Source organism: Amycolatopsis albispora (assembly GCF_003312875.1).
Taxonomy (GTDB): Bacteria; Actinomycetota; Actinomycetes; order Mycobacteriales; family Pseudonocardiaceae; genus Amycolatopsis; species Amycolatopsis albispora.
In genome coordinates this window covers 1,114,196-1,136,549 of record NZ_CP015163.1, presented here as the reverse complement: position 1 = coordinate 1,136,549, position 22,354 = coordinate 1,114,196, and the positions used below count along the sequence as shown (strand labels likewise).

At 71.4% G+C, this 22,354-nt stretch carries 23 protein-coding genes; 11 read left to right on the top strand and 12 right to left on the bottom strand.

Annotation, left to right across the window (positions count from 1 at the left end; genetic code table 11):
- Positions 1-43: 43 nt before the first annotated feature.
- From A4R43_RS05510 to A4R43_RS05500, 3 genes are all read right to left on the bottom strand, one after another.
- Positions 44-673 carry a response regulator gene (locus A4R43_RS05510; protein ID WP_113691305.1) on the bottom strand — a complete coding sequence of 210 codons (630 nt, stop codon included), beginning with the start codon at positions 671-673 and terminating at the stop codon, positions 44-46.
- Between the two features lie 89 nt (positions 674-762).
- Positions 763-2,277, bottom strand: a complete 1,515-nt coding sequence (locus tag A4R43_RS05505) for a CYTH and CHAD domain-containing protein (RefSeq protein WP_113691304.1) — start codon at positions 2,275-2,277, stop codon at positions 763-765.
- A gap of 14 nt (positions 2,278-2,291) precedes the next feature.
- Positions 2,292-2,945: a phosphate signaling complex PhoU family protein gene (locus A4R43_RS05500; protein WP_113691303.1), complete on the bottom strand. Its 654-nt coding sequence runs from the start codon at positions 2,943-2,945 to the stop codon at positions 2,292-2,294.
- A 96-nt stretch (positions 2,946-3,041) separates the two neighbouring features.
- On the opposite strand from A4R43_RS05500, the gene A4R43_RS05495 reads away from it, so the two are divergent.
- Both A4R43_RS05495 and A4R43_RS05490 read left to right on the top strand, forming a co-directional pair.
- Positions 3,042-4,010: an ATP dependent DNA ligase gene (locus tag A4R43_RS05495; RefSeq protein ID WP_236808787.1), complete on the top strand. Its 969-nt coding sequence runs from the start codon at positions 3,042-3,044 to the stop codon at positions 4,008-4,010.
- 40 nt (positions 4,011-4,050) lie between these two features.
- Entirely contained in the window at positions 4,051-4,548 is a 498-nt protein-coding gene (locus tag A4R43_RS05490) for a DUF6328 family protein (RefSeq protein ID WP_236808786.1), read from the top strand.
- A 28-nt stretch (positions 4,549-4,576) separates the two neighbouring features.
- On the opposite strand, the gene A4R43_RS05485 is transcribed toward A4R43_RS05490, so the two are convergent.
- Genes A4R43_RS05485 through A4R43_RS05475 form a run of 3 tightly spaced genes read right to left on the bottom strand, consistent with a single transcriptional unit; the run spans position 4,577 to position 5,486 of the window.
- Positions 4,577-4,843 carry a DUF4235 domain-containing protein gene (locus A4R43_RS05485; protein ID WP_113691301.1) on the bottom strand — a complete coding sequence of 89 codons (267 nt, stop codon included), beginning with the start codon at positions 4,841-4,843 and terminating at the stop codon, positions 4,577-4,579.
- Positions 4,840-5,097, bottom strand: a complete 258-nt coding sequence (locus A4R43_RS05480; protein ID WP_113691300.1) for a DUF3618 domain-containing protein — start codon at positions 5,095-5,097, stop codon at positions 4,840-4,842. Before A4R43_RS05480 ends, A4R43_RS05485 begins: the two co-directional genes overlap by 4 nt.
- Positions 5,094-5,486, bottom strand: coding sequence for a phage holin family protein (locus A4R43_RS05475; RefSeq protein ID WP_113691299.1), 393 nt, complete (start codon positions 5,484-5,486; stop codon positions 5,094-5,096). Before A4R43_RS05475 ends, A4R43_RS05480 begins: the two co-directional genes overlap by 4 nt.
- Before the next feature lie 131 nt (positions 5,487-5,617).
- Between A4R43_RS05475 and A4R43_RS05470 the strand changes: the two genes are divergently transcribed.
- A complete protein-coding gene (locus A4R43_RS05470) occupies positions 5,618-5,950 on the top strand; it encodes a plasmid stabilization protein (protein ID WP_113691298.1) in 333 nt (110 codons plus the stop codon).
- A gap of 89 nt (positions 5,951-6,039) precedes the next feature.
- Here A4R43_RS05470 and A4R43_RS05465 read toward each other — a convergent pair whose 3' ends face one another.
- From A4R43_RS05465 to A4R43_RS05450, 4 genes are all read right to left on the bottom strand, one after another.
- Positions 6,040-6,501, bottom strand: coding sequence for an SRPBCC family protein (locus A4R43_RS05465; RefSeq protein WP_113691297.1), 462 nt, complete (start codon positions 6,499-6,501; stop codon positions 6,040-6,042).
- A gap of 23 nt (positions 6,502-6,524) precedes the next feature.
- Positions 6,525-6,725 carry an MbtH family protein gene (locus A4R43_RS05460; RefSeq protein ID WP_113691296.1) on the bottom strand — a complete coding sequence of 67 codons (201 nt, stop codon included), beginning with the start codon at positions 6,723-6,725 and terminating at the stop codon, positions 6,525-6,527.
- A gap of 157 nt (positions 6,726-6,882) precedes the next feature.
- Positions 6,883-7,089 carry an MbtH family NRPS accessory protein gene (locus A4R43_RS05455; RefSeq protein ID WP_236808785.1) on the bottom strand — a complete coding sequence of 69 codons (207 nt, stop codon included), beginning with the start codon at positions 7,087-7,089 and terminating at the stop codon, positions 6,883-6,885.
- Between the two features lie 9 nt (positions 7,090-7,098).
- Positions 7,099-9,879 (bottom strand): BTAD domain-containing putative transcriptional regulator, encoded by a 2,781-nt coding sequence (locus tag A4R43_RS05450; protein ID WP_162788328.1) that lies wholly within the window; start codon positions 9,877-9,879, stop codon positions 7,099-7,101.
- Between the two features lie 865 nt (positions 9,880-10,744).
- Between A4R43_RS05450 and A4R43_RS05445 the strand changes: the two genes are divergently transcribed.
- Positions 10,745-13,564, top strand: coding sequence for a LuxR family transcriptional regulator (locus A4R43_RS05445; protein WP_162788327.1), 2,820 nt, complete (start codon positions 10,745-10,747; stop codon positions 13,562-13,564).
- Between the two features lie 80 nt (positions 13,565-13,644).
- On the opposite strand, the gene A4R43_RS05440 is transcribed toward A4R43_RS05445, so the two are convergent.
- Positions 13,645-14,286 (bottom strand): FadR/GntR family transcriptional regulator, encoded by a 642-nt coding sequence (locus tag A4R43_RS05440; protein ID WP_205215421.1) that lies wholly within the window; start codon positions 14,284-14,286, stop codon positions 13,645-13,647.
- Positions 14,287-14,469: 183 nt separating this feature from the next.
- Here A4R43_RS05440 and A4R43_RS05435 point away from each other — a divergent pair, with 183 nt between their 5' ends.
- The 7 genes from A4R43_RS05435 (at position 14,470) to A4R43_RS05405 (ending at position 21,066) form a co-directional block, all read left to right on the top strand.
- Positions 14,470-15,171 carry a DUF998 domain-containing protein gene (locus A4R43_RS05435; RefSeq protein ID WP_113691291.1) on the top strand — a complete coding sequence of 234 codons (702 nt, stop codon included), beginning with the start codon at positions 14,470-14,472 and terminating at the stop codon, positions 15,169-15,171.
- Between the two features lie 74 nt (positions 15,172-15,245).
- A complete protein-coding gene (gene fabG, locus A4R43_RS05430) occupies positions 15,246-16,007 on the top strand; it encodes a 3-oxoacyl-ACP reductase FabG (RefSeq protein ID WP_113691290.1) in 762 nt (253 codons plus the stop codon).
- 5 nt (positions 16,008-16,012) lie between these two features.
- A complete protein-coding gene (locus tag A4R43_RS05425; protein ID WP_113691289.1) occupies positions 16,013-16,465 on the top strand; it encodes a MaoC family dehydratase in 453 nt (150 codons plus the stop codon).
- 92 nt (positions 16,466-16,557) lie between these two features.
- A complete protein-coding gene (locus A4R43_RS05420; RefSeq protein WP_113691288.1) occupies positions 16,558-17,586 on the top strand; it encodes a phosphotransferase family protein in 1,029 nt (342 codons plus the stop codon).
- Between the two features lie 2 nt (positions 17,587-17,588).
- Positions 17,589-18,812: an acyl-CoA dehydrogenase family protein gene (locus tag A4R43_RS05415; protein WP_113691287.1), complete on the top strand. Its 1,224-nt coding sequence runs from the start codon at positions 17,589-17,591 to the stop codon at positions 18,810-18,812.
- A complete protein-coding gene (locus A4R43_RS05410) occupies positions 18,809-19,987 on the top strand; it encodes an acyl-CoA dehydrogenase family protein (RefSeq protein WP_113691286.1) in 1,179 nt (392 codons plus the stop codon). Before A4R43_RS05415 ends, A4R43_RS05410 begins: the two co-directional genes overlap by 4 nt.
- Positions 19,984-21,066 carry an acyl-CoA dehydrogenase family protein gene (locus A4R43_RS05405; RefSeq protein ID WP_113691285.1) on the top strand — a complete coding sequence of 361 codons (1,083 nt, stop codon included), beginning with the start codon at positions 19,984-19,986 and terminating at the stop codon, positions 21,064-21,066. Before A4R43_RS05410 ends, A4R43_RS05405 begins: the two co-directional genes overlap by 4 nt.
- 59 nt (positions 21,067-21,125) lie before the next feature.
- On the opposite strand, the gene A4R43_RS05400 is transcribed toward A4R43_RS05405, so the two are convergent.
- Positions 21,126-22,304 (bottom strand): IS30 family transposase, encoded by a 1,179-nt coding sequence (locus A4R43_RS05400; protein ID WP_205215173.1) that lies wholly within the window; start codon positions 22,302-22,304, stop codon positions 21,126-21,128.
- Between the last annotated feature and the right edge of the window lie 50 nt (positions 22,305-22,354).

The window sequence follows — 22,354 nt, the reverse complement described above, 5'->3', positions numbered from 1 at the left end:
ACGCAGCGGTCCCCGATCCACTGATGCATTTGCATCAGTCGCCTCAGTCCAGCAGGCCGCGCCGGCGCGCGATGGCGACCGCTTCCAGCCGCGAATGCGCACCCAGCTTCACCAGCGCCCGCTGAGCGTGGTTGCGCACGGTGTTGCGCGCCAGGTGCAGCCGCTGGGTGATCTCCTCGACGGTGGCGCCCTCGGCGAACAGGCGCAGGATCTCGCGCTCGCGGGTGGTCAGCTCGGCGGGCGCGGCCCGCCCGGACAGCCGGTCGATCACCTCGCCGAGCAGCACCGCGTCGAACACCATCTCCCCCGCCGCGGCCCGGCGGATGGCGTCGGCCAGCTGGTCCAGCCCGGCGGTCTTGGCCACCACACCCGAGCCGCCAGCCTCCACCACCCTGGTCGCCACGGCCGCGCTGACCTCGGCGGTGAGCAGCAGGACCTTCGGCGCGGCGGGCAGCTCACGCAGGCGCCCGATCAGCTCGATGCCGTCACCGTCGGGCAGCCTGCGGTCCAGCACCACCAGATCCGGGTTGACCAGCTCGACCTCACGCACCGCGGCGGCCATCGAACCGGCCCTGGCGGCGAGATCGATGTCGCCGATCCCGGCGAAGACGAGTTCCATGGCTTCGGCCACCATGTCGTGGTCTTCCACGAGTACGACACGGATCACCGGCATCACGGGAACGCTACCAGCCGGATCGGCACGCAACCGAAGAGGACGCCAGCCCGGCCGCCGCCGCGCGGACTGGGGTGTCCACAAAGGATTCATTTCGGCCTGCCCGGTCGCGGGCCGCCGGTGACCCGCCGCCACCGCGTGCCGAACTCCTCGTCCAGCGCGGCCGCGGCGACCGCGTTGCGGCCGTGGAGCACGCCGTAGGAGAACGAGCTGTGCCCGTCGCGGTCGGCCGCCACCGCCAGCCGGACCAGTTCCGCCCGCGCGACCACGCTGTCGTGGTGGTCGCCGAGGGTGGACTGCACCGCCTTGACCCGTTTCCGCCAGGTGTTCAGCTTCTTGCCCGCCACCGGGCGCACCGCGTCGGCGGTGTACCGCGCCTGCTTGGCCTTCTTGCGGACCTCGTGCAGCGCCGCGTCCCGGTCCTCGGCGTCTGTGAGTGCCGCGACCGCGCGCCGCAGCCGCCGGTCCGCGCGGTGCACGGCGTGACGCAGTTCCTTCCTGGCCGGGCGGTTCGCCTTGGCGGTCAGCGGCGGGTCGTCGAGCAGCGCGTCGAGCGCCCGGAGCAGTTCGAGGTACCGCGTGCTGTTCAACGCGGTGAGCGCGGCGGCCTTGGCCTGTTCACCGCGTTGTTCGCAGTAGGTGTCGAGATAGGTGGCGACCGGGCCGATGGTCAGTTCCCGCGGCAGCTCGGCCACCTGCTTCGCGAGCCCGGCGTGCAGAACCTCGTTGTCACGCACCGGCCCCAGCTCACCGCCGAGCCACTTGAGTTCCTCGCGCAGCCCTTGTACGGCGTCGCGGTCGAGCACCCGGCGGAACGAGCCGAGGGCGCTGCGCAGCCGCCGCATCGCCACCCGCATCTGGTGCACCGAGTCCTCGGTGTCGCGGCGCACGCCAGCGTCGTGGCGGCGCATGGCGTCCACCTGGGTGCGCAGGTAGTGCAGCACGACTTCGCCCGCGGAAGCCCGCTTCCCGGGCCGCGGGCTCGGCGGTTCCGCGAGCAGGTCGCCGATCAGCCGCCGCAGTTTCGACGGCCATTCCGACGGCACCGCACCGGCGTCGGCGACCAGCTCGGCCAGTACCGCCATGGTCTGGTCATCGGCGTCGGCGGCCAGTTCGAGTTCCAGTTCCCGCCACTGGTCCAGCCGCGCCACCGCCCCGGCCGCCTCGCCGGTCACGTGGTCATCGGTCAGCGTGGCGAGCACGCGGCCGTCCGCGTCGGCCAGCTCCACCGAGTACCGCACGGTGCGCAGACCGGCGATGGCGATCAGCTCCTCACCACGGCTGTGCCCGCGCACCAGCTCCGCGAGTTCCGCCGGGACCTCACCGTCGGATTCGCCCAGCGGCAGGGTGATCTCCTCACGCGCGTCCGGGCCGACGGGCAGTTTCAGGTGCCAGCCGTCGTCCCCGCCGCCGGTGCGCCGCCGCAGCGTCACCCCGGCGCGGATGAGGTCGTAGCGCGGGGTGTCGTAGTAGGTCGCCTCGAGCCGTTCCTCGACCGGATCGGCCTGGCTGGCCACCGGGCCACGCGCACGCAGATCCGGAATGGCGAGGTCCAGCGGGAATTCGAACTTCCGCTCGCGCTCCAGCGCGGTGCGTGTGCTCATCGGTGTCCTCCTGGTCAGCGGGGCAGGGCGCCGGTGGCAGCGAAGTCGGCCCGGCGGGCCACGGAGACCGCCTGGTCGGCGAAGCGGCCGTAGAACCGGGCGAGCAGCGTGGCGTTCACCGCGGCGGGCACGCCGTGCCGCCAGTCCGGTCCGGTCACCTCGGCGAGCACGTGCTGCTGCAGCGCGTCCACCTCGGCGTCGGCCGCGTGCAGTTGCGCGAAGGCCGTGCCCCCGGTTTCCCCGGTTTCGCTGAGGAACACGCACAGGTCGTCGGCCATCGCCGCGGTGCACTCCGCCAGTTGCTCGAAGGCGGGCAGCAGGTCGTCCGGCACCGCCGGGTCGGGGTGCGCCCGTGCCGCCGTTTCCGCGATGTGCCTGGCCAGATCGCCCATGCGCTCCAACCGGTCGGCACAGTAGACGGCGACCAGCACCAGCCGAAGATCACCGGCGACCGGCGCCTCCAGCGCCAGCAGCCGGTGTGCGGTGTGCTCGCATTCGTCCCGGGCGGAGTCGAGCAGGCGGTCGGTGCGCTTCACTTCCGCGGCCAGCGCCGGTTCGTGTTCGAACAGCGCCCGGTTCGCCAGCCGCAACTCGGCCGCCGCCGCGGCGGACAACCGGACCAGCTGGCCGCCCAGCTCCTCGAGCCGGCCGTGAAATCGCTCCCGCACCCGCCTCACCTCGCTTCGGAGGCGAATACCCGATCGGGGCGGTGGCCAAACGGGACCGGGGTTTCACCCGGCGCCACGCTGGCTATCCCTGCCGTCGTGCACACCTTGGACCGAGCCGGGCGGCAGCCGCTGCCCGTGTTCCTCCCGCCCATGCAGGCGAAACCGGGCGCGCTGCCGCCGGTCGCCGAGGACGAGGAATGGGCTTACGAGTTCGACTGGGGCGGCCCGCGCACGCTGGTGCGCGCGCAGGAGGGCCGGGTCACCGTGCGGGAGCGCTCCGGCCGGGTGATCACCGGCGAGTTCCCGGAACTACGCGGGCTCGGTGACGCGCTCGGTGGCACCGAAGTGCTGCTGGACGGCCAGTTGATGGCCTTCGAAGCCGGGCTGCCGAACCCGGCCGCGCTGCGGTCGCCGGGCAAGAACGGCAAGCGCCGCGCGCCCGTCTGGTACCTGCCTTCGGACGTGCTGCACCTCGACGGCACGCCGTGCCTCGATCTGCCCTACCTGCAACGGCGGGAGCTGCTCGCCGATCTCGGCCTGCACGGCCCGGCCTGGCAGACCCCGGAACACCAGCTCGGCAACGGCGGTGCGGCCCTGCGGTCGGCGCTCGGCCGCGGCCTGCCCGGTGTGCTCGCGAAACGGCTGAAAAGCCCGTACCAGCCCGGAAAACGCAGTCCGCACTGGCTGTCGGTGTCCGGCACCGGCGTGCAGGAGGTGGTGATCGGCGGCTGGCGCCCCGGCGGTGGTTCGCGTGCGGCCACCTTCGGCTCGCTGCTGCTCGGCATTCCGCACGGCAGCCGGTTGCGCTACGTGGGCAACGTCGGCACCGGGTTCACCCATCAGGCGCTGGAGGTGCTGGCCCGGCGGCTCGGGCGGCTCGAACGCAAAACCTCGCCGTTCCACTCGGTACCCGGCCCGCAGAGCCGTGACGCGCACTGGGTGCGCCCGTGCCTGGTCGGCGAGGTGGTTTTCCGCGGCTGGACCGACGCGGCCTGCCTGCGCACCCCGCGCTGGCGCGGCCTGCTCCCGGGCAGGGATCCGGACGGTGTCCGCATCGGCGAGTGAGCCCGGCATGAAACCGGGCCGTACTGGGTACCACGAACGGGTGAGCAGCCGTCCGATCGCCGAATCACGTGACGAGCAGCTCGCCCGCAACGTCGCCGAGTTGCTGGGCGAGCTGCGGGTGGCACAGGCGGCGGTGCAGTTCCTGTTCGGCTTCCTGCTTACGGTGGCGTTCACGGACCTGTTCCGCGCCGCCAGCGGGTTCGAGAAGGGCCTGCACCTGGCCGCCGTGCTGCTGGCCGCCACCTCGACCGCGTTGCTCGCCGCTCCCCCGGTCTGGCACCGGATGCTGTTCCGGGAAGGGCGGCGCGAGGACATCCTGCAGATCGGCAACAAGTCCGTGCTGGGCGGGCTGATCTGCCTGGCCGCCGCGGTCACCGCGACGGTTTCGCTGATCGCCAAGGTCATCTTCGGCGCGATCACCATGGCCGTCATCGGCCCGGCGGTCGGTCTGCTGTTCGGCGTGCTGTGGTTCGTGGTGCCCCACCACATTCGCCGCCGTCGCGGTGCCGAACCCGTGCCCGCGACCGACGGCGAATGAGTGGCTCTGTTCTTTGTTCGTCGTTCTTCTATTCGTCGCCGGGCCAGTCGCCGGTGGCCTTGCGGTAGCTCTCGGCTCCCGCGCGGTCGACCGCCGCCTTCACCGCGCCGAAGATGGCGCCCTGCACGGCGGCCGCGATCACCACCTCGGCCCAGCCGTACTTCGCGTCGGTGGCGTCGGGCGCGTCGTCCTCACCGGACACCCGCCGCCAGATCTGCTTGAACAGCATGCTCGCCGCCAGCCCGCCGAGCGAGCTGACCACCATGCCGAGCGGCTTGTACAGCATCTTGTTCATTTCCGGCTCCTGCGGACCAGCAGCAGCACGATCAGCGCCACCAGCGCGGCCCCGCCACCGGCGACCGGCCACGGGTTGCGGCGCACGGACACCGCCGCGTGCTGCGCCTGCTCCTTGGCGCGCGCGGGCACGTTCACCTTGTGCGCCAAGGCTTCCACCGTCTCGCCGAGCTCCTGCCTGGTCAGTTCGATGTCCACGCGCGCCTGCTCGGCGTCGTGCGGGAACTCGGACTTCTTCTTCTCGGTGCTGCTCATGTGTGCACGCTCTCCTTCAGCACCTTGACGTCGGTGCGCACGCTCGACATGGCTTCCTCCGGTACCGGCGGCGTGCCGCGCTTGAGCTGCGCGCGGCCGGCCAGCCCGGCGATCCCGGCCACCACCAGCAGGGCACCGGCCACGATCAACGCGGCGGCCCAGCCCGGCAGTACCACGGCCAGGCCGAGCACCGCCGCCGCCACCAGGGTCACCACCGCCAGCACGGCGATGAACCCGGCGGCACCGGCCAGGCCGGCGCCGGTGCCCATCCGCTTGCCCTTGCGCTGGAGTTCCGCGGTGGCCAGGCGCATCTCGTCGCGGACCAGCCTGCTCAACTGCTCGGACGCGTCCCCCACCAACTGGGAGACCGACCGGTCGTCCTGCGTCATCGTTTTAACCTCCCGTGGGCTGTTGCCGTTCGGCTACCCCGCGCACCAGCCCCTCAATCAGGCCGGTTTGCGCTGTTCGGCCCCGGGTACCCGAGCAACCGCAGGAAACCGAGGAGGAGGCGGGAGGAAAAATGCCGCAGCAAGCCTGGAGCAACAAGCGGGAACGCCAGTACAAGCACATCAAGTCGAGCCAGAAGGAACGCGGTGCCAGTGAGGACAGGGCCGAGGAGATCGCCGCACGCACGGTGAACAAGAACCGCGCGCAGTCGGGGGAATCCAAGCAGGCCAGCAAGTCCTCCAAGCGTGACGTGTCCCCGCAGCACCGCGGCGGGAAGCGGTCCGGCAATCGCCAGGGCCCCGGCGGGCCGACCAAGGAACAGCTCTACAACGACGCGAAGAAGCGCAACATCAAGGGCCGGTCCACGATGACCAAAAAGGAGCTTCAGGACGCGCTGGGCCGCTGAGACTCCCCGGTAGTCGCCGGACACGAATGTGGCTTTCGGGGCGTTTTCCGCCCCGAAAGCCACATTCGTGTTCTCGTCATGCGCGTCGGCTACTGCCCCGGACGCGGGACGTCACCGCGCCACCCGCCGGATTCCCGGCCCCGGCTCTCGATGAAGTCCTCGAACCGTTTCATGTCGCCCTTGACCCGGCGGTCCAGCACGCCGAGCTTGTCAGCGACGTTCTCCACGAACCCCTCCGGATCGATGTCCAGCTGCGCGGTCACCCGCGTCCGGTTGTCGTCGATCCGGTGGAAGGTGATGACGCCGGCGTGCTTCGGCCCGTCGTCGGAGCGCCACGCGACCCGCTCGTCCGGGTGCTGCTCGGTGATCGTGGCGTCGAATTCCCGTTGCGCCCCACCGATGTTCACGCGCCAGTGGGTGTGCGTGTCGTCCAGCTGCCGGACCTCTTCCACGCCTTCCATGAACTGCGGGAAAGACTCGAACTGGGTCCACTGGTTGTACGCGGTGGAAACCGGTACGCCGACTTCGACTGTTTCGGTGATCGTTCCCACGGGCTCTCCTCGATCGCGGTTGCTTACGCGATCCGGGTACCCGGCCTCCGCCCGGTCACACCACTGGCCTGGATGTAGTCCAGCGCGTCCTGCCGGGGGGACTCCTCCAGCACCGTGGTCCACCCATCGGGGACCTCCACGAACGAAGGCCACAGCGAGTAACGGCCTGCTTCGTTCACCAGTACCACGAACCGGCCCCGGGGATCCGCGAACGGATTGCTCATCACCGCCGACCTTCCTGCCCCTCTCGGCTGCCGACCGGCCCGCCCCGACCGGTCTCGACCCACGGTAGGCAGGCGGCGACGCTGGGGCAAAGGCCTGGCCGGGGTTCGCTGTCCACCCCTCGGCCACCCGCGAGTAACTCGGCGTTGTCTTCGCTGGTCAGACCGCCGCGCCGAGTTCGCCGGCGAGCAGCCGGTCGGCCCGCTTCGCGGTGATGTACGCGATCGCCTCACTGCGCCAGGTGGCGGGCAGGGCCACCCGCCATCCGCGCGGCACGTCCACGTACGACGGCCACAGCGAGTGTTCACCGCACGCGCTCTCCAGCACCAGGAAGCGCGCGCCGGGATCGTCGAGGAACGGGTCCACCGGCACCCCTCAGGAGGCGCACTTCTGGTCCGCGAGCGCCGGTGACTCCCAGCCCGCGGCACCCCGTTCCCGCGCCCGCCGCTGCTTGTCGGCGCGCTCCGACCGCGGCAGCTGCGCGTAGGCCACATCTCTGACCAGCGAATGACCGAAGGCGTAGGCCGCCTCGCCCGCCCCGGCCAACCGGGCGCGGCGCAGGAACTCCAGCCGCTCCAGGTTCGCCAGCGAGCGCGCGACCTCGGCCTGGTCGCGTCCGCCGACCGCGGCCACCGACGCCGGCGTGACCGGCTCGCCGACCACCGAAGCGTCCAGCAACACGGCCTTGTCCACTTCGGGCAGCGTGTCCAGCCGGGCGGCGATCACGCTGTGCACCGCCTGCGGCAGCGGCAGCTGACCGCGTTCGGAGTCGGGCCAGTCCCCGCTGCGCAACCGGTCGGCCAGCGCGCGGGCGTACTCCACGGCGAACAGCGGGTTGCCGCCGACCCGCGCGGCCAGTGCCCGGCAGAACTCGGTGAGCGAGTCCTGCACGATCGGGTCCTGCTCGGCGTCGGTGTCGTCCCCGGCCACCAGGTCACGCAGGATGCCGGTGATCGCGGTGTCGGACAGCGGATCCATCGTCGTGGTGGTGGCGTGCCGCCGCCCGCCGCCCCAGCCGGGACGACGCTGCAGCAGTTCCGGGCGCGCGGTGGCCACCACAAAAAGCGGTACCGGCGCGGCGTGGTCGGACAGCGCGTCGACGAAGTCCAGCAGTTCGTCGGTGGCCCAGTGCAGGTCCTCCAGCACCACGAGCACCGGGCCGGCCACCGCGACGGCCTCCAGGAACCGGCACCACGCGGCGAGCATCTGCCCCGGATCGGCTGGCCGCTCCCCCAGCCCGGCGAGACGGCACAGGTTCTCCCGCATCCACGCGGCCGCTTCGGCGGGTACCGCGAGCCCGTCGATGGCGGCGGCGACCTTCTCCCGCACCACCCCGGCCGGGTCGCCCGCGGCGAACCCGCAGTGCTCGCGCAGTACTCCGGTCAGCGCCGCGTACGGGGCTTCGGCGGTGAAGGGCTGGGTGTTGCCGGTCAGCACGGCGGCGATCTCACCGCGCTCGGCGGCCTGCCTGCCGAACTCGGTGAGCAGCCTGCTCTTGCCGATCCCCGGCTCACCCAGCATGGTCACCAGGTGCGGGCGCCGCCAGCCGCGAACCTGGCCGAGCAGGCTGCGCAGCACCTGGAGTTCGTGGTCGCGGCCGACCAGGCGGCCGGGACCGGCCTGCGGTGCGGCGATCGACCGCGGCGCGGGAGCCACGGCCAGTGCGCCGCGCCCGCCGCCCGGCACCGGCGCGTAGGTGATGGCTTCCTCGGTGGCGCGCCGGGTGGTGTCGCAGACCAGGATGTCGCCGTCCGGCACCGTGGTCAGCAACCGCGCGCAGCCGTCCATCACCGTGCCGGTCACCACCGGCGGCACGTCGCAGCCCGCCGCGCCGTAGCGCACCAGCGCGCTGCCGGTCGCCACCGCCACCCCGACGCTGATGCCGTCGGCCGCGCGGCCGCCCAGTTCGGGGATTTCGTCGGCCAGGAACCGGTCGCGGATGGCCAGCGCCGCCCGCACCGCGCGCTCGGCGTCGTTCTCGTGGTTGCGCGGGACGCCGAACAGCAGCAGGTACATCGGCCCGATCGAGCCGCCGGCCACGCCGTCGAACCGCCGGACCTCACCGTCGAGGATCGCGCCGATGCCCCGCATCGCTTCGTCGACGTCCTCCGGGTCGGCCCCTTCCATGCCGGGGCCGAGGTGCGCGGACACCAGGACCGCGCTGACGTTCTTGCGTTCGGCCCTGGCATCGGACGTTTCGGGCGGCGGCATCCGCACGGCGGTCACCGGAGCGGCCGCCACTGTTTCGGTACTGGTCCCAGTGGGGTCGGCCGGGGTTTCGCGGCGCACCGGCGGTTCCGGGGACACGCGGCGCTGCCCGGGAATCGGCCGGGCGGCGGCACTCACGGTATTCACGGTGGTCACGCGGATCTGCCCGGCCGGCACCCCGGGCACGGTGAGCGCGGCGTCCTGGTTGAGGATCATCCGCTGCAGTTCGCGCAGTTCACGGCCGGGCTCGATGCCGAGGCCGTCCACCAGCATCGCGTAGGTGCGGCGGTAGACGTCGAGCGCGTCGGCCTGCCTGCCGGACCGGTAGAGCGCGAGCATCAGCTGCCCGCACAGCCGCTCGCGCAGCGGTTCGGCGGCAACGACCTCTTCGAGTTCGGCGATCACTTCGTGGTGGCGCCCGCAGCTCAGCTCCGCCTCGAACCGGTCCTCCAGCGCGACCAGCTTCAGCTTCTCCAGCGCGGCCAGCTCCGGCCAGGCGATCCCGGTTTCCACCAGGTCGGACAGCGCGGGCCCGCGCCAGAAGCCGAGCGCCTCGCGCAGGGTGCGGGCGGCGGGTTCGGCCAGTCCGTCGGCCAGCTCGGCGCGGCCGCGCTCGGCCAGGGTCTGGAAGTGGTGCAGGTCCACCGAATCCGGGTCAACGCGGAGCAGGTAACCGGGGGCGTGGGTGAGCAGCATCGGGGTGCGGCCGGGGGCGTGCGGGCGGGAGGCCAGCGTGCGGCGGATGCCGGAGACCGCGTTCTGCACCATCTTGCGGCCGGTCGACGGCACGCCGTCGGCCCACAGCGCCTTGACCACGTGGCTGGTCGGCACCACGTTGTTCGCGTGCAGCAGCAGGTAGCCCAGCACGGCCCGCTGCTTCACGCCGCTCAGTTCCACCGGCGGCCCGTCGTCGACTATCTCCAGCGACCCGAGAACGCAGAACCTCACGAACATTCACCCCGACTCCGGCCGGCCAAACTCGAAAAACTTTCACGATCGCCGGACTTCCGGCATTCCGGACCGAAATCCGCTTCCCGGGCGGTTGCCGGGTCGCCGATCAATCGCTTGTGGCGATTAACCGGCAGCCTCGGCAGCGGAGTCGCCGCGGCGTCCTCCGCGCCCACCGAGCGGGCCCCAGTCCCTCGACTCAGGTAACTGCTCGAGTGCACCTATAGTCACACATGAGTCACTCCGCAGGTACTGCGGAACTCCACAGGTCGATCCACAGAGATGTTGGGAACTATCCGCCGCGACCGGCGTAACAGCGTCACAGAAGGGCCCGGATCCCCTTGAACACCAAGGAAAACCCAGGAAAACCGGCGACGGCGGCCAGGCCGGGCGAGCTGCGGCGTCGCCACAGTGGATGATCACGAACGGTAGCGGTCACGCACTGGCGGTGACCCGCCCGCGGGACTGCGGACCTCCCGGGGCGCCCCGGGTGGCGCCGAGGAGGGGGGCAACCTTAAGTGCATGTTAATTCGCCACACGGGCTGACCCGCTCGCCTAAGATACAGATTGCCCAAACCGGTCCGGTCGCGCAGTTCGGCCCGCCAGCGGGAGGTGTCCATTAATGCGCTCTAACGCGAAACACGCACGCAACACAGTGAACACCGTCGCGCCCGATCTCGCAGCTTCGACGGCGAGAATCACACTTTCCGCCGCGTCCGGCCGTGCTACGCGCCCCGCACCTCCGCACGGCAGGCGAACACCCGGGGACTGACCAGGTGCGGGGGCACCTTGACAGTCATCCGGACGCGGTGACATGGTCCATCACGAACCTGTCGGACAGCCGGACAGGACGCGGGAGGTAACCGTGGAGGGTTCCACCCAGCAGGTGCCGCGGCTTCGCGGGCGCGCCGAGCAGGTGTGCGCCATCGGCCGCCACCTCGACGCGGTCGCCGCCGGCCGTCCCGCCATCACCCATCTGAGTGGCCTCCCCGGCTGCGGGAAGACCGCCCTGCTCACCGTGGCCACCGCCGAAGCCCGCAGCCGCGGGTTCCGCGTGCTGACCGCGCGCTCGGCCCGGCTGGAACGCGACTTCGTCTTCGGTGTGGTCCGGCAGCTGCTGGAGAGCACGGTGTTCGAAGCCTCCCCCGAAGACCGCGCGCGCCTGCTCGGCGGGCCCGCGGCGTTCGCGGTCGAAGTGCTGGAGGCCGGGCCGTCGGCCACCGCGGTGGACCTGCACTCCACCTTCCACTCCCTGTGGCACCTTTCGCGGTTCCTCGCCGAGGGATCTCCGCTGCTGCTGGTGATCGACGACCTGCACTTCGCCGACTCGCTGTCCACGCAGTGGCTCGACTACGTCTCGCGGCGGCTGTCCGGCCAGCGCATCGGCATCCTCACCGCAGGCACCCAGGATGCCCGTGGTGCCGAGCCCGGCCCGTACGGCAAGGCACCCGGGGTGACCGGGGCCGAGCAGCTGGAGGTCGGCGGCCTCGACGCCGCGGCGATCACCGAGCTGGTCACCGACGCGCTCGGTGACCACGTCTCCCCCGAGTTCGTCCGCACCTGCCACACCGTCACCGCGGGCAATCCCGCGCTGCTCGAAGGCCTGCTGCGCTCGTGCCACGGCGCGAGCGGCGAACGGCTGGACCCGTGCCGGTTCGGCGCGCGGGAACTGGCCACCACCATCTACCACCGGCTGGAGCAGGAGGACACCGCGCTGGTGGCGCTGGCGCAGGCGATCGCCGCGCTGGAGGGCACCGACACCGATCTCGAGCTGGCCGCGGCCGTCGCCGGGCTGCCCGCGTCGGCCACCTTCTGGGCCGCGCGGCGGCTGCGGGAGATGGGCCTGCTCGCCGACACCGAAACGCTGACCTTCACCGAGCGCGGCATCCAGGCCGCGATCGCCTGCCGCCTCACCCCGCAGGACCTGCACACCGCGCACGCGAAGGCGGCGCGCTTCCTCAACGGCGTGCACGCGCCGTGCGCCAGGGTCGCCGCGCACCTGCAGGAAACCCGGCAGGTCGGGCAGGACTGGGCGGTGCACACCCTGCTCACCGCGGCCCGTGAGGCCATCGCCGACGGCGACCCGAACACCGCGGTGGTGCACCTGCGGCGCGTGCTGCACGAGCCGCTGCCCGCCGCGCAGCGCGACGAGGTGCTCTACGAACTGGGTGCCGCGGAGATCCACGCCGACCCGCCCGCCGCCGTGCACCATCTGTCCATGGTGGAGTCCGAGACCGCCGATCCCCGGCGCCAGGCCGGGATCGCCGCGCTGCTGGCCGGCGCACTGTCCGAATGCGACAGGTTCCGCGAGGCACTGAACGTGCTGCAGCACGCGGTGGACCGGCTCGACCCCGAGCACCCGGAACTGGCGTCGGAACTGGAAACCGAGATCCTCTACCTGTCGCGGCACGACCCGCACACCGCGACCACGGTGCCGCAGCGGCTGGCGAACCTGAGGCGCCGCAACAGTTCCACCCCGCAGGCGCGGCGGCGGCTGAACGCCTTCGTCGCCGAGCACGGCGCGGTGGCGCTGGACCACATGTCGGCCGCGGCGCTGCGCAGGCTGGCGCTGGACTCCACGCCGCCGGGCCCGCTGACCGATCTCGGCGAGCTGCGCGCGTTCGGCGCGGTGGTCGGCGCACTGTCCAATTTGGAGGAGTACGACCTCGCGCTGCAGATCTGCGAGGAGGTGCTCGACGACCGCAGGCGCAGCCTGCCGCTGGCCACCGGGCTGGCCAGCGCGTACTGCGCGGACATCCGGTACCAGACCGGCCAGCTCACCGCCGCCCGCTCGGACGCGCAGGCCGCGCGCGACCGGCTGGAGGCCTTCGAGATCCGCCGCGGCATCATCCCGGCGCTGCTCGACGGCACCGAGATGCGCCTGGCCGCGGTGCAGCACGACACCGAGGCCGCCGAGCGGCTGCTGGCGCGGCACCGGCACATCTCGAAGACGACCTACCTGCGCACCTGCATGGCGCTGCACGGGCGCGGCCTGCTGCACGCGTCGCTGGGCAACCACACCGCCGCGCTGACCGACCAGCTCGACTGCGGGCGGCGGCTGGAGCGGTTCGGGTACGTCGACCACCCGCAAATCCCGTGGCGGGTGCCCGCCGCGCTGGCCCAGTTCCAGCTCGGCAACCACGAAGAGGCGATCCTGCTGGCGAAAACGCAGCTCGCCTTCGCCAGGAAGCGCGGACTGCCGCGCACGCTCGGCATCGCACTGCACACGGCGGCGACGGTCACCGAGGACGCACGCTCCACCGAGCTGCTGACCGAGGCCGTCGAGGTGCTGGGCCGCTCGCAGGCGAAGCTCGAGTTCGCGCAGGCGCAGGCGGAACTGGCCGTGCGACTGGGCGGCAACGGCGGGCACGAGCAGGCGGCGACCATGCTCAACCAGGCCATGTCCACCGCCACCAGCTGCGGCGCGATCGCCCTGGCCGGGCGGATCCACCAGCAGCTGCACTCACCGGCCACCGCGCAGCCGCAGGTGCTGACCCGGCGCGAGCACAACATCGCCACGCTCGCCGCGCAGGGCAAGAGCAATCCGGAGATCGCGCAGGCACTGGTCCTTTCGCGCCGCACGATCGAGTTCCACCTGACCAACATCTACCGCAAGCTCGGCATCTCCCGCCGGAACCAGCTCACCCAGTCCCTGGTCGGCTCCACCACCCCGACCCCGTTCTAGGGACCCGATGTCACGAATGTGGCTTTCGAGACGCCAAACGTCTCGAAAGCCACATTCGTGACACCTCGCCCGACCCCGTTCTAAGGGGAGACGATCGTGGTCAGGGTGCGTTCGACCTGGTCCAGGTGCGTGGTCATGGCCGCCCCGGCCGCATCCGGTTCGGCGGCCCTGATCGCGGAGACGAGTTCCTCGTGTTCCCGGTTCGACCGCTCCCGCCGGTCCCCCAGCTTGTTCAGGAAGAACGACTGCTGCCGCAGCGCGTCCCGGATTTCCTCGATCACCTTCGCGAACACGGGATTCCCCGAAGCCTGCGCCACGCTGATGTGGAACAGCGTGTCCAGCGCGACCCACGCCGTGTCGTCGGTTTCGCGCCGCATGCGCTCGGTCAGCTCCCCGAGCCGGTCGAGGTCTTCGGCGCTGCGGCGGCGGGCGGCGAAGGCGGCCACCGGGATCTCCACGTGCCGCCGCACTTCGAGCAGGTCCCGCGCGGAGTACGAGCCGAAGATCGGGTTCTGCGCCGCGCCCGCCGCCTGCACGTAGGTGCCCTTGCCGGTGCGCGACACGGTCAGCCCGAGCGCCGCCGAAGCCCGCAGCGCCTCCCGGATCACCGACCGGCTGACCCCGAAGGTCTGCGCCAGCGCCGCCTCGGCGGGCAGCTTGTCCCCCACGCCGTACTCGCCGCGCTCGATGGCGCCGCGGATCTCGCCGAGCACGGCCTCCATCGCGGTCACCCGGCGCGGTGGCACCGCCCCTGTCCGCCTGTCTGACAGGCTCATGGCGATACAACCTGACACGCGCACCCACCGGTGTCAACCAGCATTCCGACAGCTTGCTCTCAGGATTTCGTCATGTTCGGTCCATAACCTCGAACCGGACATTCGTTACCGAGCGCGCCGAGGAGATCCATGACGCCGCCCGCCCGCACCTCGCCGGCCGACACCATCGCCGGCTTCGCCGCGCTGACCACCGGCGTGGCGCTGATCGCCCTGCTGCACGTGCTGCCCGGCACCGCGGACATCAGCCCGGTCCGGCGGACGATCAGCCAGTACGCGCTCACCGACAGCCGCTGGATCTTCGACCTCGGCGTGGCGCTGGTGGCGGTCGGCTCGGCCGTGCTGTTCTACGCACTCGTCCGGCGCGGGCTGATCGAGCGGTTCTCCGCGGCGAGCGTGTTCGGCGGGCTGTGGACGGTGAGCCTGCTGCTGATCGTGGCGTTCCCGAAGACGAACTGGGCGATCGGCCCGAGCCTCGGCGGCACCATCCACCGGTACGCCAGCGTGGTCGCCTTCGTCGCGTTGCCGCTGGCCGTGATCTTCGGCGCCCGTACCGTGTTCCGGCACTCGCCGTTCGCGCGGCGGCTCGCGGTGTTCTTCGGGATCACCTCGCTGCTGTGGTTCGGCCTGATCCTGCTCGGCGTGGTCAACATGCTGGCCGGCGGCGAGCCGTGGTGGACCTTCGTGCCGCTGGGCCTGGTGGAGCGGCTGATGGCGCTGAACGAGATGTTCGCGATCGCCGCACTCGGCTTCGGCGCGCTGCGGGCGCAGCCGGTCGCCGAGCGCATGACGCAGGTCACACCCAAGAGCGAACCGGTAGCGGTAACTTCCTAAGCGCTTGCTTAGCGCGGCGGCCGGGCGCATGCTCGAAGCCGTCGCGCTTTCGTACTCGCTTGCAGGAGGTACCAGTGACCCAGTCCCCTTCCCGAGTCGCGATCGTCACCGGCGCCGGTCGCGGCATCGGCGCGGCGGTGGCCGCGCGGCTGTCCGCGGACGGTTTCGCCGTCGGACTGCTGGACTTGGACGCCGACGCCGTCACCAACGGCGCCGAAACGCTGACCGCGGGCGGTGGCCGCGCCCTCGGCGTCGGCCTCGACGTCAGCGACACCGAGCAGGTGGAGCGCGCGGTCGAGCAGGTGGCCGCCGAACTCGGCCCGCCGACCGTGCTGATCAACAACGCCGGCATCACCAGGGACAACCTGCTGTTCAAGATGACCGACCAGGACTGGGACTCGGTCATCGGCGTGCACCTGCGCGGCTCGTTCCTGATGAGCCGGGCGGCCCAGAAGCACATGACCGAGCAGGGCTGGGGCCGCATCGTCAACCTGTCGAGCACCTCGGCGCTGGGCAACCGCGGGCAGGTCAACTACTCCGCGGCGAAGGCGGGCCTGCAGGGCTTCACCAAGACGCTGGCCATCGAGCTGGGCAAGTTCGGCGTCACCGCGAACGCGATCGCGCCGGGCTTCATCGCCACCGACATGACCGCGGCCACCGCCGAGCGCGTGGGCATGAGCTTCGAGGACTTCAAGAAGGCCGCCGCCGAGCAGATCCCGGTGCGCCGCGTCGGTGAGCCCGCCGACATCGCGAACCTGGTCTCGTTCCTGGTCAGCGACGGCGCCGGGTTCATCTCCGGCCAGGTCATCTACGTCGCCGGCGGACCGAAGGACTGAGGCCGATGCGTACCTTTCCCGACGTAGACGCCTTCGAAGCCGCGGTCGGCGAGCACCTCGGTTACAGCGACTGGACCACCATCACCCAGGAGCAGGTCCAGCAGTTCGCCGACGCCACCGGCGACCACCAGTGGATCCACCTGGACACCGAGCGGGCCGCGGCCGGGCCGTTCGGCGGCACCATCGCCCACGGTTACCTCACGCTGTCCCTGATCCCCCAGTTCGGCCAGGGCATCTACCGCGTGGAGAACCTGTCCATGGGCATCAACTACGGCCTGAACAAGGTGCGGTTCCCGCAGCCGGTCCGGGTCGGCTCGAAGGTGCGCGCCGGTGCCGAGCTGGTCGAGGTGACCGACGTGCCCGGCGGCAAGCAGGCGGTGGTGCGGTGGACCATCGAGATCGACGGCGAGGCGAAGCCGGCGTGCGTGGCCGAAACCGTCGCCAGGCTGATCCGCTGAGCCCCACCGGGCGGCGTGGCGGCCACCCCGCTGTACGCCATACCGACTAGTCGGTACGCTATCCGGACCGGACCGATTCGACAGGAGAGCAGATGGCCACCCGCGAAGACCTGCCCGGACTCGATCTCGAGCGCCTGCGCGCGCACGTGGACGAGCGGCTGCCCGGACTGCTTTCCGGGCCGCTGCACGGCACCGTGGTCCAGGGTGGCCGGTCCAACCTCACCTACGTGGTCGGCGACGGCACCGGCCAGTGGGTGGTCCGCCGCCCGCCGCTGGGGCACGTGCTGCCCACCGCGCACGACATGGCGCGCGAGCACCGGGTGATCACCGCGCTGCACCCGACCCCGGTGCCGGTGCCGGAAACCCTGCTGCTGTGCCAGGACACCGAGGTGCTCGGCGCGCCGTTCTACCTGATGGAGTTCGTGCCGGGCACGCCGTACCGCAGCCGCGAGGAGATGGTCGCGCTCGGCGAGCAGCGCACGCGCGACATCGCGCTGGCGCTGGTGGACACCCTGGTCGAGCTGCACGCGGTGGACCCGGACGCGGTGGGGCTGGGCGATTTCGGCCGTCCGGACGGCTTCCTGGAGCGGCAGCTGCGGCGGTGGAAGAAGCAGCTGGACGCCTCGCGCAGCCGGGAGGTCCCCGGGATCGACCGGCTGCACGACCGGCTGGCCGCGGCGGTGCCGGTCTCGCCGCCGCCGACCGTGGTGCACGGCGACTTCCGGCTGGACAACGTGCTCGTCGGGGCCGACGACCGGATCAACGCGGTGCTGGACTGGGAGATGTCCACCCTCGGCGACCCGCTCACCGACGTGGCGCTGCTGCTGGCCTACGCCGAGCGGGACGCGGTGAACCTCGGTTTTGTCTCCAGCGCCACGTCGGCGCCCGGTTACCCGAACTCGGACGAGGTGGTCTCCCGGTACGCCGAGCGCTCCGGGCGGGACGTGTCGAAGCTGAACTGGTACGTCGGATTCGCGTTCTTCAAGCTCGCGGTGATCCTCGAAGGCATCTACTTCCGCTTCACGCAGGGGAAAACGGTGGGCGAGGGCTTCGAGAAGGTCGGCGCGGGCGTGGCTCCGCTGGTCGCACACGGCAACGAGATTCTCAAAGAGGAGAAGTGACGATGGAATTCGCCTACGACGCGAAGACCGAAGAACTCCGGGAGCGGCTGCTGTCCTTCATGGACGAGCACGTCTACCCCGCCGAGCCGGTGTTCGAAGAACAGCTCGCCGAGCGCGACAGCGAGTGGACCAGCGTGCCGATCGTCGAAGAGCTCAAGGCCGAAGCGCGGCGGCGCGGGCTGTGGAACTTCTTCCTGCCCGGCGAGCACGGCGGCGGCCTGACCAACCTGCAGTACGCGCCGCTGGCCGAGATCACCGGGCACAGCCCGCGGCTGGCGCCCACCGCGCTGAACTGCGCCGCGCCGGACACCGGGAACATGGAAGTACTGACCATGTTCGGCAACGAGCAGCAGCGCAAGCAGTGGCTGCAACCGTTGCTGGACGGTGAGATCCGCTCGGCGTTCGCGATGACCGAGCCGGACGTCGCCTCGTCCGACGCGCGCAACATCTCCACCCGCATCGAGCGCGACGGCGACGAGTACGTGATCAACGGCCGCAAGTGGTTCATTTCCGGCGCGATGAACCCGAACTGCCAGATCTTCATCGTGATGGGCAAAACCGATCCGGACGCCGCCCCGCACCGGCAGCAGAGCATGATCCTGGTGCCGCGCGACACGCCGGGCCTGGTCGTCAAGCGCGGCATGAAGGTGTTCGGCTACAGCGACGGCGACCACGGCGGGCACGCCGAGGTCGTGTTCGAGAACGTGCGCGTGCCAGCGGAAAACCTGCTCGCCGAGGAGGGCAGCGGGTTCGCCATCGCGCAGGCACGGCTCGGCCCCGGCCGGATCCACCACTGCATGCGGTTGATCGGCATGGCCGAGCGCGCGCTGAAGCTGATGTGCGAGCGCACGCTTTCCCGGTCCACCTTCGGGAAGCCGATCGCGGAGCAGGGCGTGGTGCAGGACTGGATCGCCGAGTCGCGCGTGCGGATCGAGCAGTTGCGGTTGCTGGTGCTGAAAACCGCGTGGCTGATGGACACCGTGGGCAACCAGGGCGCGCACACCGAGATCCAGTCGATCAAGATCACCACCCCCGCCTCGGTGGAGTGGATCATCGACAAGGCCATCCAGGCCCACGGCGCCGGCGGGGTCAGCCAGGACTTCCCGCTGGCCGAGCTGTGGATGTCGGCGCGCATGCTGCGCCTGGCCGACGGGCCGGACGAGGTGCACAAGCGCTCGCTGGCCCACCGCGAACTCAAGCAGTACCGGACGGAGGGCGCGAAATGAGCCTGACCGCCGACGAGCTGCGGGAGCGGACCAGGAAGCTGCTCGCCGAGCACGACTTCAGCGACCGCCTCGCCTTTCTCCGTGCGCGCTTCGACGCCGGGCTCGCCTGGGTGCACTTCCCCGAAGGCCTCGGCGGGCTCGACGCACCGAGGGCACTCCAGTCCGTTGTGGACGCCGAGCTGGCCGAAGCGGGTGCGCCGGACAACGATCCGCGCCGCATCGGCATCGGGCTCGGCATGGCCGCGCCGACCATCCTGCGCTTCGGCACCGACGAGCAGCGCAAGCGCTACCTGCGTCCACTGTGGACCGGTGAAGAGGTGTGGTGCCAGCTGTTCTCCGAGCCGGGCGCCGGTTCGGACCTGGCCGCGCTGGGCACGCGTGCGGTGCGCGACGGGGACAACTGGGTCGTCACCGGGCAGAAGGTCTGGACCTCGAGCGCGCACACCGCCCGCTTCGCGATCCTGGTCACCCGCAGCAATCCCGACGTGCCCAAGCACCAGGGCATGACCTACTTCATCTGCGACATGCACGCACCCGGCGTGGAGGTGCGGCCGCTGCGGCAGATCACCGGTGAGGCCGAGTTCAACGAGGTCTTCCTGACCGAGGTCCGCATCCCGGACGCGAACCGGCTCGGCGAGGTCGGCGACGGCTGGCGCGTCGCGCAGACCACGCTGATGAACGAGCGCGTCGCGATCGGCGGGCACGCCATCCCTCGTGAGGGCGGCATGATCGGCATCGCGGCGAAGCTGTGGCGCGAGCGGCCGGAGCTGCGCACCCCGGAACTGCACGACCGGCTGCTGCGGCTGTGGGTGCGGTCCGAGGGCGTTCGCCTGGCCGGGACGCGGCTGCGCCAGCAGCTCGCGGCGGGTTCACCCGGCCCGGAGGGTTCGGCGATGAAGCTCGCCTTCTCCACGCTGAACCAGGAGATTTCCGGGCTGGAACTGGAAATGCTCGGCGAGGAAGGGCTGCGCTACGACGACTGGACGATGCGCCGTCCGGACAAAGTGGACTTCACCGGCCGCGAGGCCGGGTACCGCTACCTGCGTGCCAAGGGGAACTCCATCGAGGGCGGTACCTCGGAGATCCTGCGGAACATCATCTCGGAGCGGGTGCTCGGGCTGCCGTCCGAGCCGCGCGTGGACAAGGACGTCGCCTGGAAGGACCTGCCCCGATGACCGCGGACCTGCTGTACTCCGACGTCGAGGAAGACCTCCGGGCGAGCGTGCGGTCGCTGCTGGCCGATCACTGCGAGCCCGCGGCGCTGCTGAAGCGGGCCGAAAGCACCGAACCGTACGACCTGAAGCTGTGGCGGTCGCTCGCCGCCGACCTGGGTGCCGCCGGGCTCCAGGTGGCGGAGGACCGCGGCGGTCAGGGCGCGTCGGCGCGGGAAATCGCGCTGGTCATGGAGGAACTGGGCCGGAGCGTGGCGCCGGTGCCGTTCCTGGGCAGCACCGTGCTGGCCACCAACGCGCTGCTCGCCAGTGGCACGGACCACGAACTGCTGGGCAAGCTCGCCTCGGGCGCCGCGACCGCCGCGCTGGCCGTGCCGCTGTCCACCGGGCCGGACCGCGTCAAGTCCACTGTGGACGTCTCGGACGGGGTGCTGACCGGCCGGGTGGGCACGGTCGCGGACGCCTCGGTGGCGGACTTCCTGGTGGTACCGGCGGGCGACGGTCTGTACATTGTGGACACCGGGTTCACCGTGTCGGAGCTGGTTTCACTGGACCTGACCAGGCGCGTTGCCGACGTGACGCTGTCGGGCGCGCGGGGCACGGCGATCGCCACCGGCGCCGCGGCGGCGGAGGCACTGACCGCGGCGCTGACCGCCGGGGCCGCGTTGCTGGCGTCGGAGCAGCTGGGACTGGCGGACTGGTGCCTGGAGGAGACGGTGCGCTACCTGAAGGGGCGCTACCAGTTCGGGCGGCCGGTGGGCTCGTTCCAGGCGCTCAAGCACCGGCTGGCGGACCTGTGGCTGGAACTGGTCTCGGCCCGTGCCGCGGCGCGGTACGCCGCCGACTGCCTGGCGCGGCGGGACCCGGACCTGCCGGTGGCGGCGGCGGTGGCGCAGGCGCTGTGCTCGGAGGTCGCGGTGCACGCGGCCGAGGAGTGCGTGCAGTTGCACGCCGGGATCGGGATGACCTGGGAGCACCCGGCGCACCTGTACCTGAAGCGCGCGAAGGCGAACCAGATCGCCCTGGGCACCGCCGGACGGCACCGGGCCGCCCTCGCCACCCTGGTGGACCTGCCCTCCTGAGCCGAGCCGGGTGCCCTGGCGGCCGCCGCGTCGGCCCGTGTCACGAATGTGGCGCGGGCTCAAGCGGTGGTTGCAACGGGGGACTGTCCGGACAGTACTCGGTTGAGGGATTGGGCTGGGGTGAGCCAGCCCAGGGTGTGGCGGGGGCGTTCGTTGAGTTCGGCGGCGACGGCGGCGAGGTCGTCGGCGGTGTGCCTGGTCAGGTCGGTGCCTTTGGGGAAGTACTGGCGGAGCAGGCCGTTGGTGTTCTCGTTGGTGCCGCGTTGCCAGGGTGAGTGCGGGTCGCAGAAGTAGATGGCCATGTCGGTGGCCAGGGTGATCTCGGCGTGGCGGGCCATTTCGTTGCCGCGGTCCCAGGTCAGCGAGCGTCGCAGCTGGGCGGGCAGGGTGGTGATGGTGGCGATCATCGCGTCGCGGACGTGCTCGGCGGTGTGACCGTGGGGCAGGTGCAGCAGCAGCACGAACCGGGTGGACCGCTCCACCAGCGTCCCGATCGCGGAGCTGTTGCCGGCGCCGAGGATCAGATCGCCTTCCCAGTGCCCGGGCACCGCGCGGTCGGCGGCCTCGGCCGGGCGCGCCGAGATCGGGATCGGGCCGGGCAGCCGGGGCGGCAGGTGGCGGCGGGCCTGGCCGCGGGGACGGCGCAGCGCCCGCCCGGTCCGCAGGCACGCGGCCAGCTCACGCCGTAACGCGCCCCGGCTCTGGACGTAAATGGCCTGGTAGATCGTCTCGTGCGACACCCAACGCTCCGGCTGATCGGCAAAAGCGAGCTTGCGCGCGGCCGCGATCTGCCCGGGCGACCACCGCTTCTCCAGCCGAGTCTGCACCCACGCCCGCAGCCGGGCGTCAACAGCCAGCTTCACCGGTTTCGGACGCCGCGCCCGCACCCGCGCCGCGCTGTCGGCAACCACCGCCCGATACGCCACCGGCCCACCATGACGAGCCACCTCCCGGCTCACCGTCGACGCCGCCCGCCCCAGCCCCCGAGCGATCCTGCGCAACGACCACCCCGCACACAACCCCCGCGAGATCTCCTCCCGCTCAGCCAACGACAAATACCGCCCGCCCAGCGCACACGGCGCGTTCCCGATCACCCCACCAGCCTGCGCGAACCACCGCCGCCCCGTCTCATGCGACACACCCGCCAACCCCGCCGCCGGCCGCACCGCCCACCCCGCCCGCACCAACCCCCAAAACCGCACCCGAACATCACGACCCAGCACCATCACAACTCCCATCAACAAGGGTGTTGCAACAACCACTGGAATCCACCTGGCTTTCGAGACGT

Coding starts and splice junctions, on each gene's coding strand:
- A4R43_RS05510 (WP_113691305.1), bottom strand. CDS start 673: ATGCCGGTGATCCGTGTCGTACTCGTGGAAGACCACGACATGGTGGCC.
- A4R43_RS05505 (WP_113691304.1), bottom strand. CDS start 2,277: ATGAGCACACGCACCGCGCTGGAGCGCGAGCGGAAGTTCGAATTCCCG.
- A4R43_RS05485 (WP_113691301.1), bottom strand. CDS start 4,843: ATGAACAAGATGCTGTACAAGCCGCTCGGCATGGTGGTCAGCTCGCTC.
- A4R43_RS05480 (WP_113691300.1), bottom strand. CDS start 5,097: ATGAGCAGCACCGAGAAGAAGAAGTCCGAGTTCCCGCACGACGCCGAG.
- A4R43_RS05475 (WP_113691299.1), bottom strand. CDS start 5,486: ATGACGCAGGACGACCGGTCGGTCTCCCAGTTGGTGGGGGACGCGTCC.
- A4R43_RS05470 (WP_113691298.1), top strand. CDS start 5,618: ATGCCGCAGCAAGCCTGGAGCAACAAGCGGGAACGCCAGTACAAGCAC.
- A4R43_RS05460 (WP_113691296.1), bottom strand. CDS start 6,725: ATGAGCAATCCGTTCGCGGATCCCCGGGGCCGGTTCGTGGTACTGGTG.
- A4R43_RS05440 (WP_205215421.1), bottom strand. CDS start 14,286: ATGGAGGCCGTGCTCGGCGAGATCCGCGGCGCCATCGAGCGCGGCGAG.
- A4R43_RS05435 (WP_113691291.1), top strand. CDS start 14,470: ATGACGCCGCCCGCCCGCACCTCGCCGGCCGACACCATCGCCGGCTTC.
- A4R43_RS05425 (WP_113691289.1), top strand. CDS start 16,013: ATGCGTACCTTTCCCGACGTAGACGCCTTCGAAGCCGCGGTCGGCGAG.
- A4R43_RS05420 (WP_113691288.1), top strand. CDS start 16,558: ATGGCCACCCGCGAAGACCTGCCCGGACTCGATCTCGAGCGCCTGCGC.
- A4R43_RS05415 (WP_113691287.1), top strand. CDS start 17,589: ATGGAATTCGCCTACGACGCGAAGACCGAAGAACTCCGGGAGCGGCTG.
- A4R43_RS05410 (WP_113691286.1), top strand. CDS start 18,809: ATGAGCCTGACCGCCGACGAGCTGCGGGAGCGGACCAGGAAGCTGCTC.
- A4R43_RS05405 (WP_113691285.1), top strand. CDS start 19,984: ATGACCGCGGACCTGCTGTACTCCGACGTCGAGGAAGACCTCCGGGCG.
- A4R43_RS05400 (WP_205215173.1), bottom strand. CDS start 22,304: ATGGGAGTTGTGATGGTGCTGGGTCGTGATGTTCGGGTGCGGTTTTGG.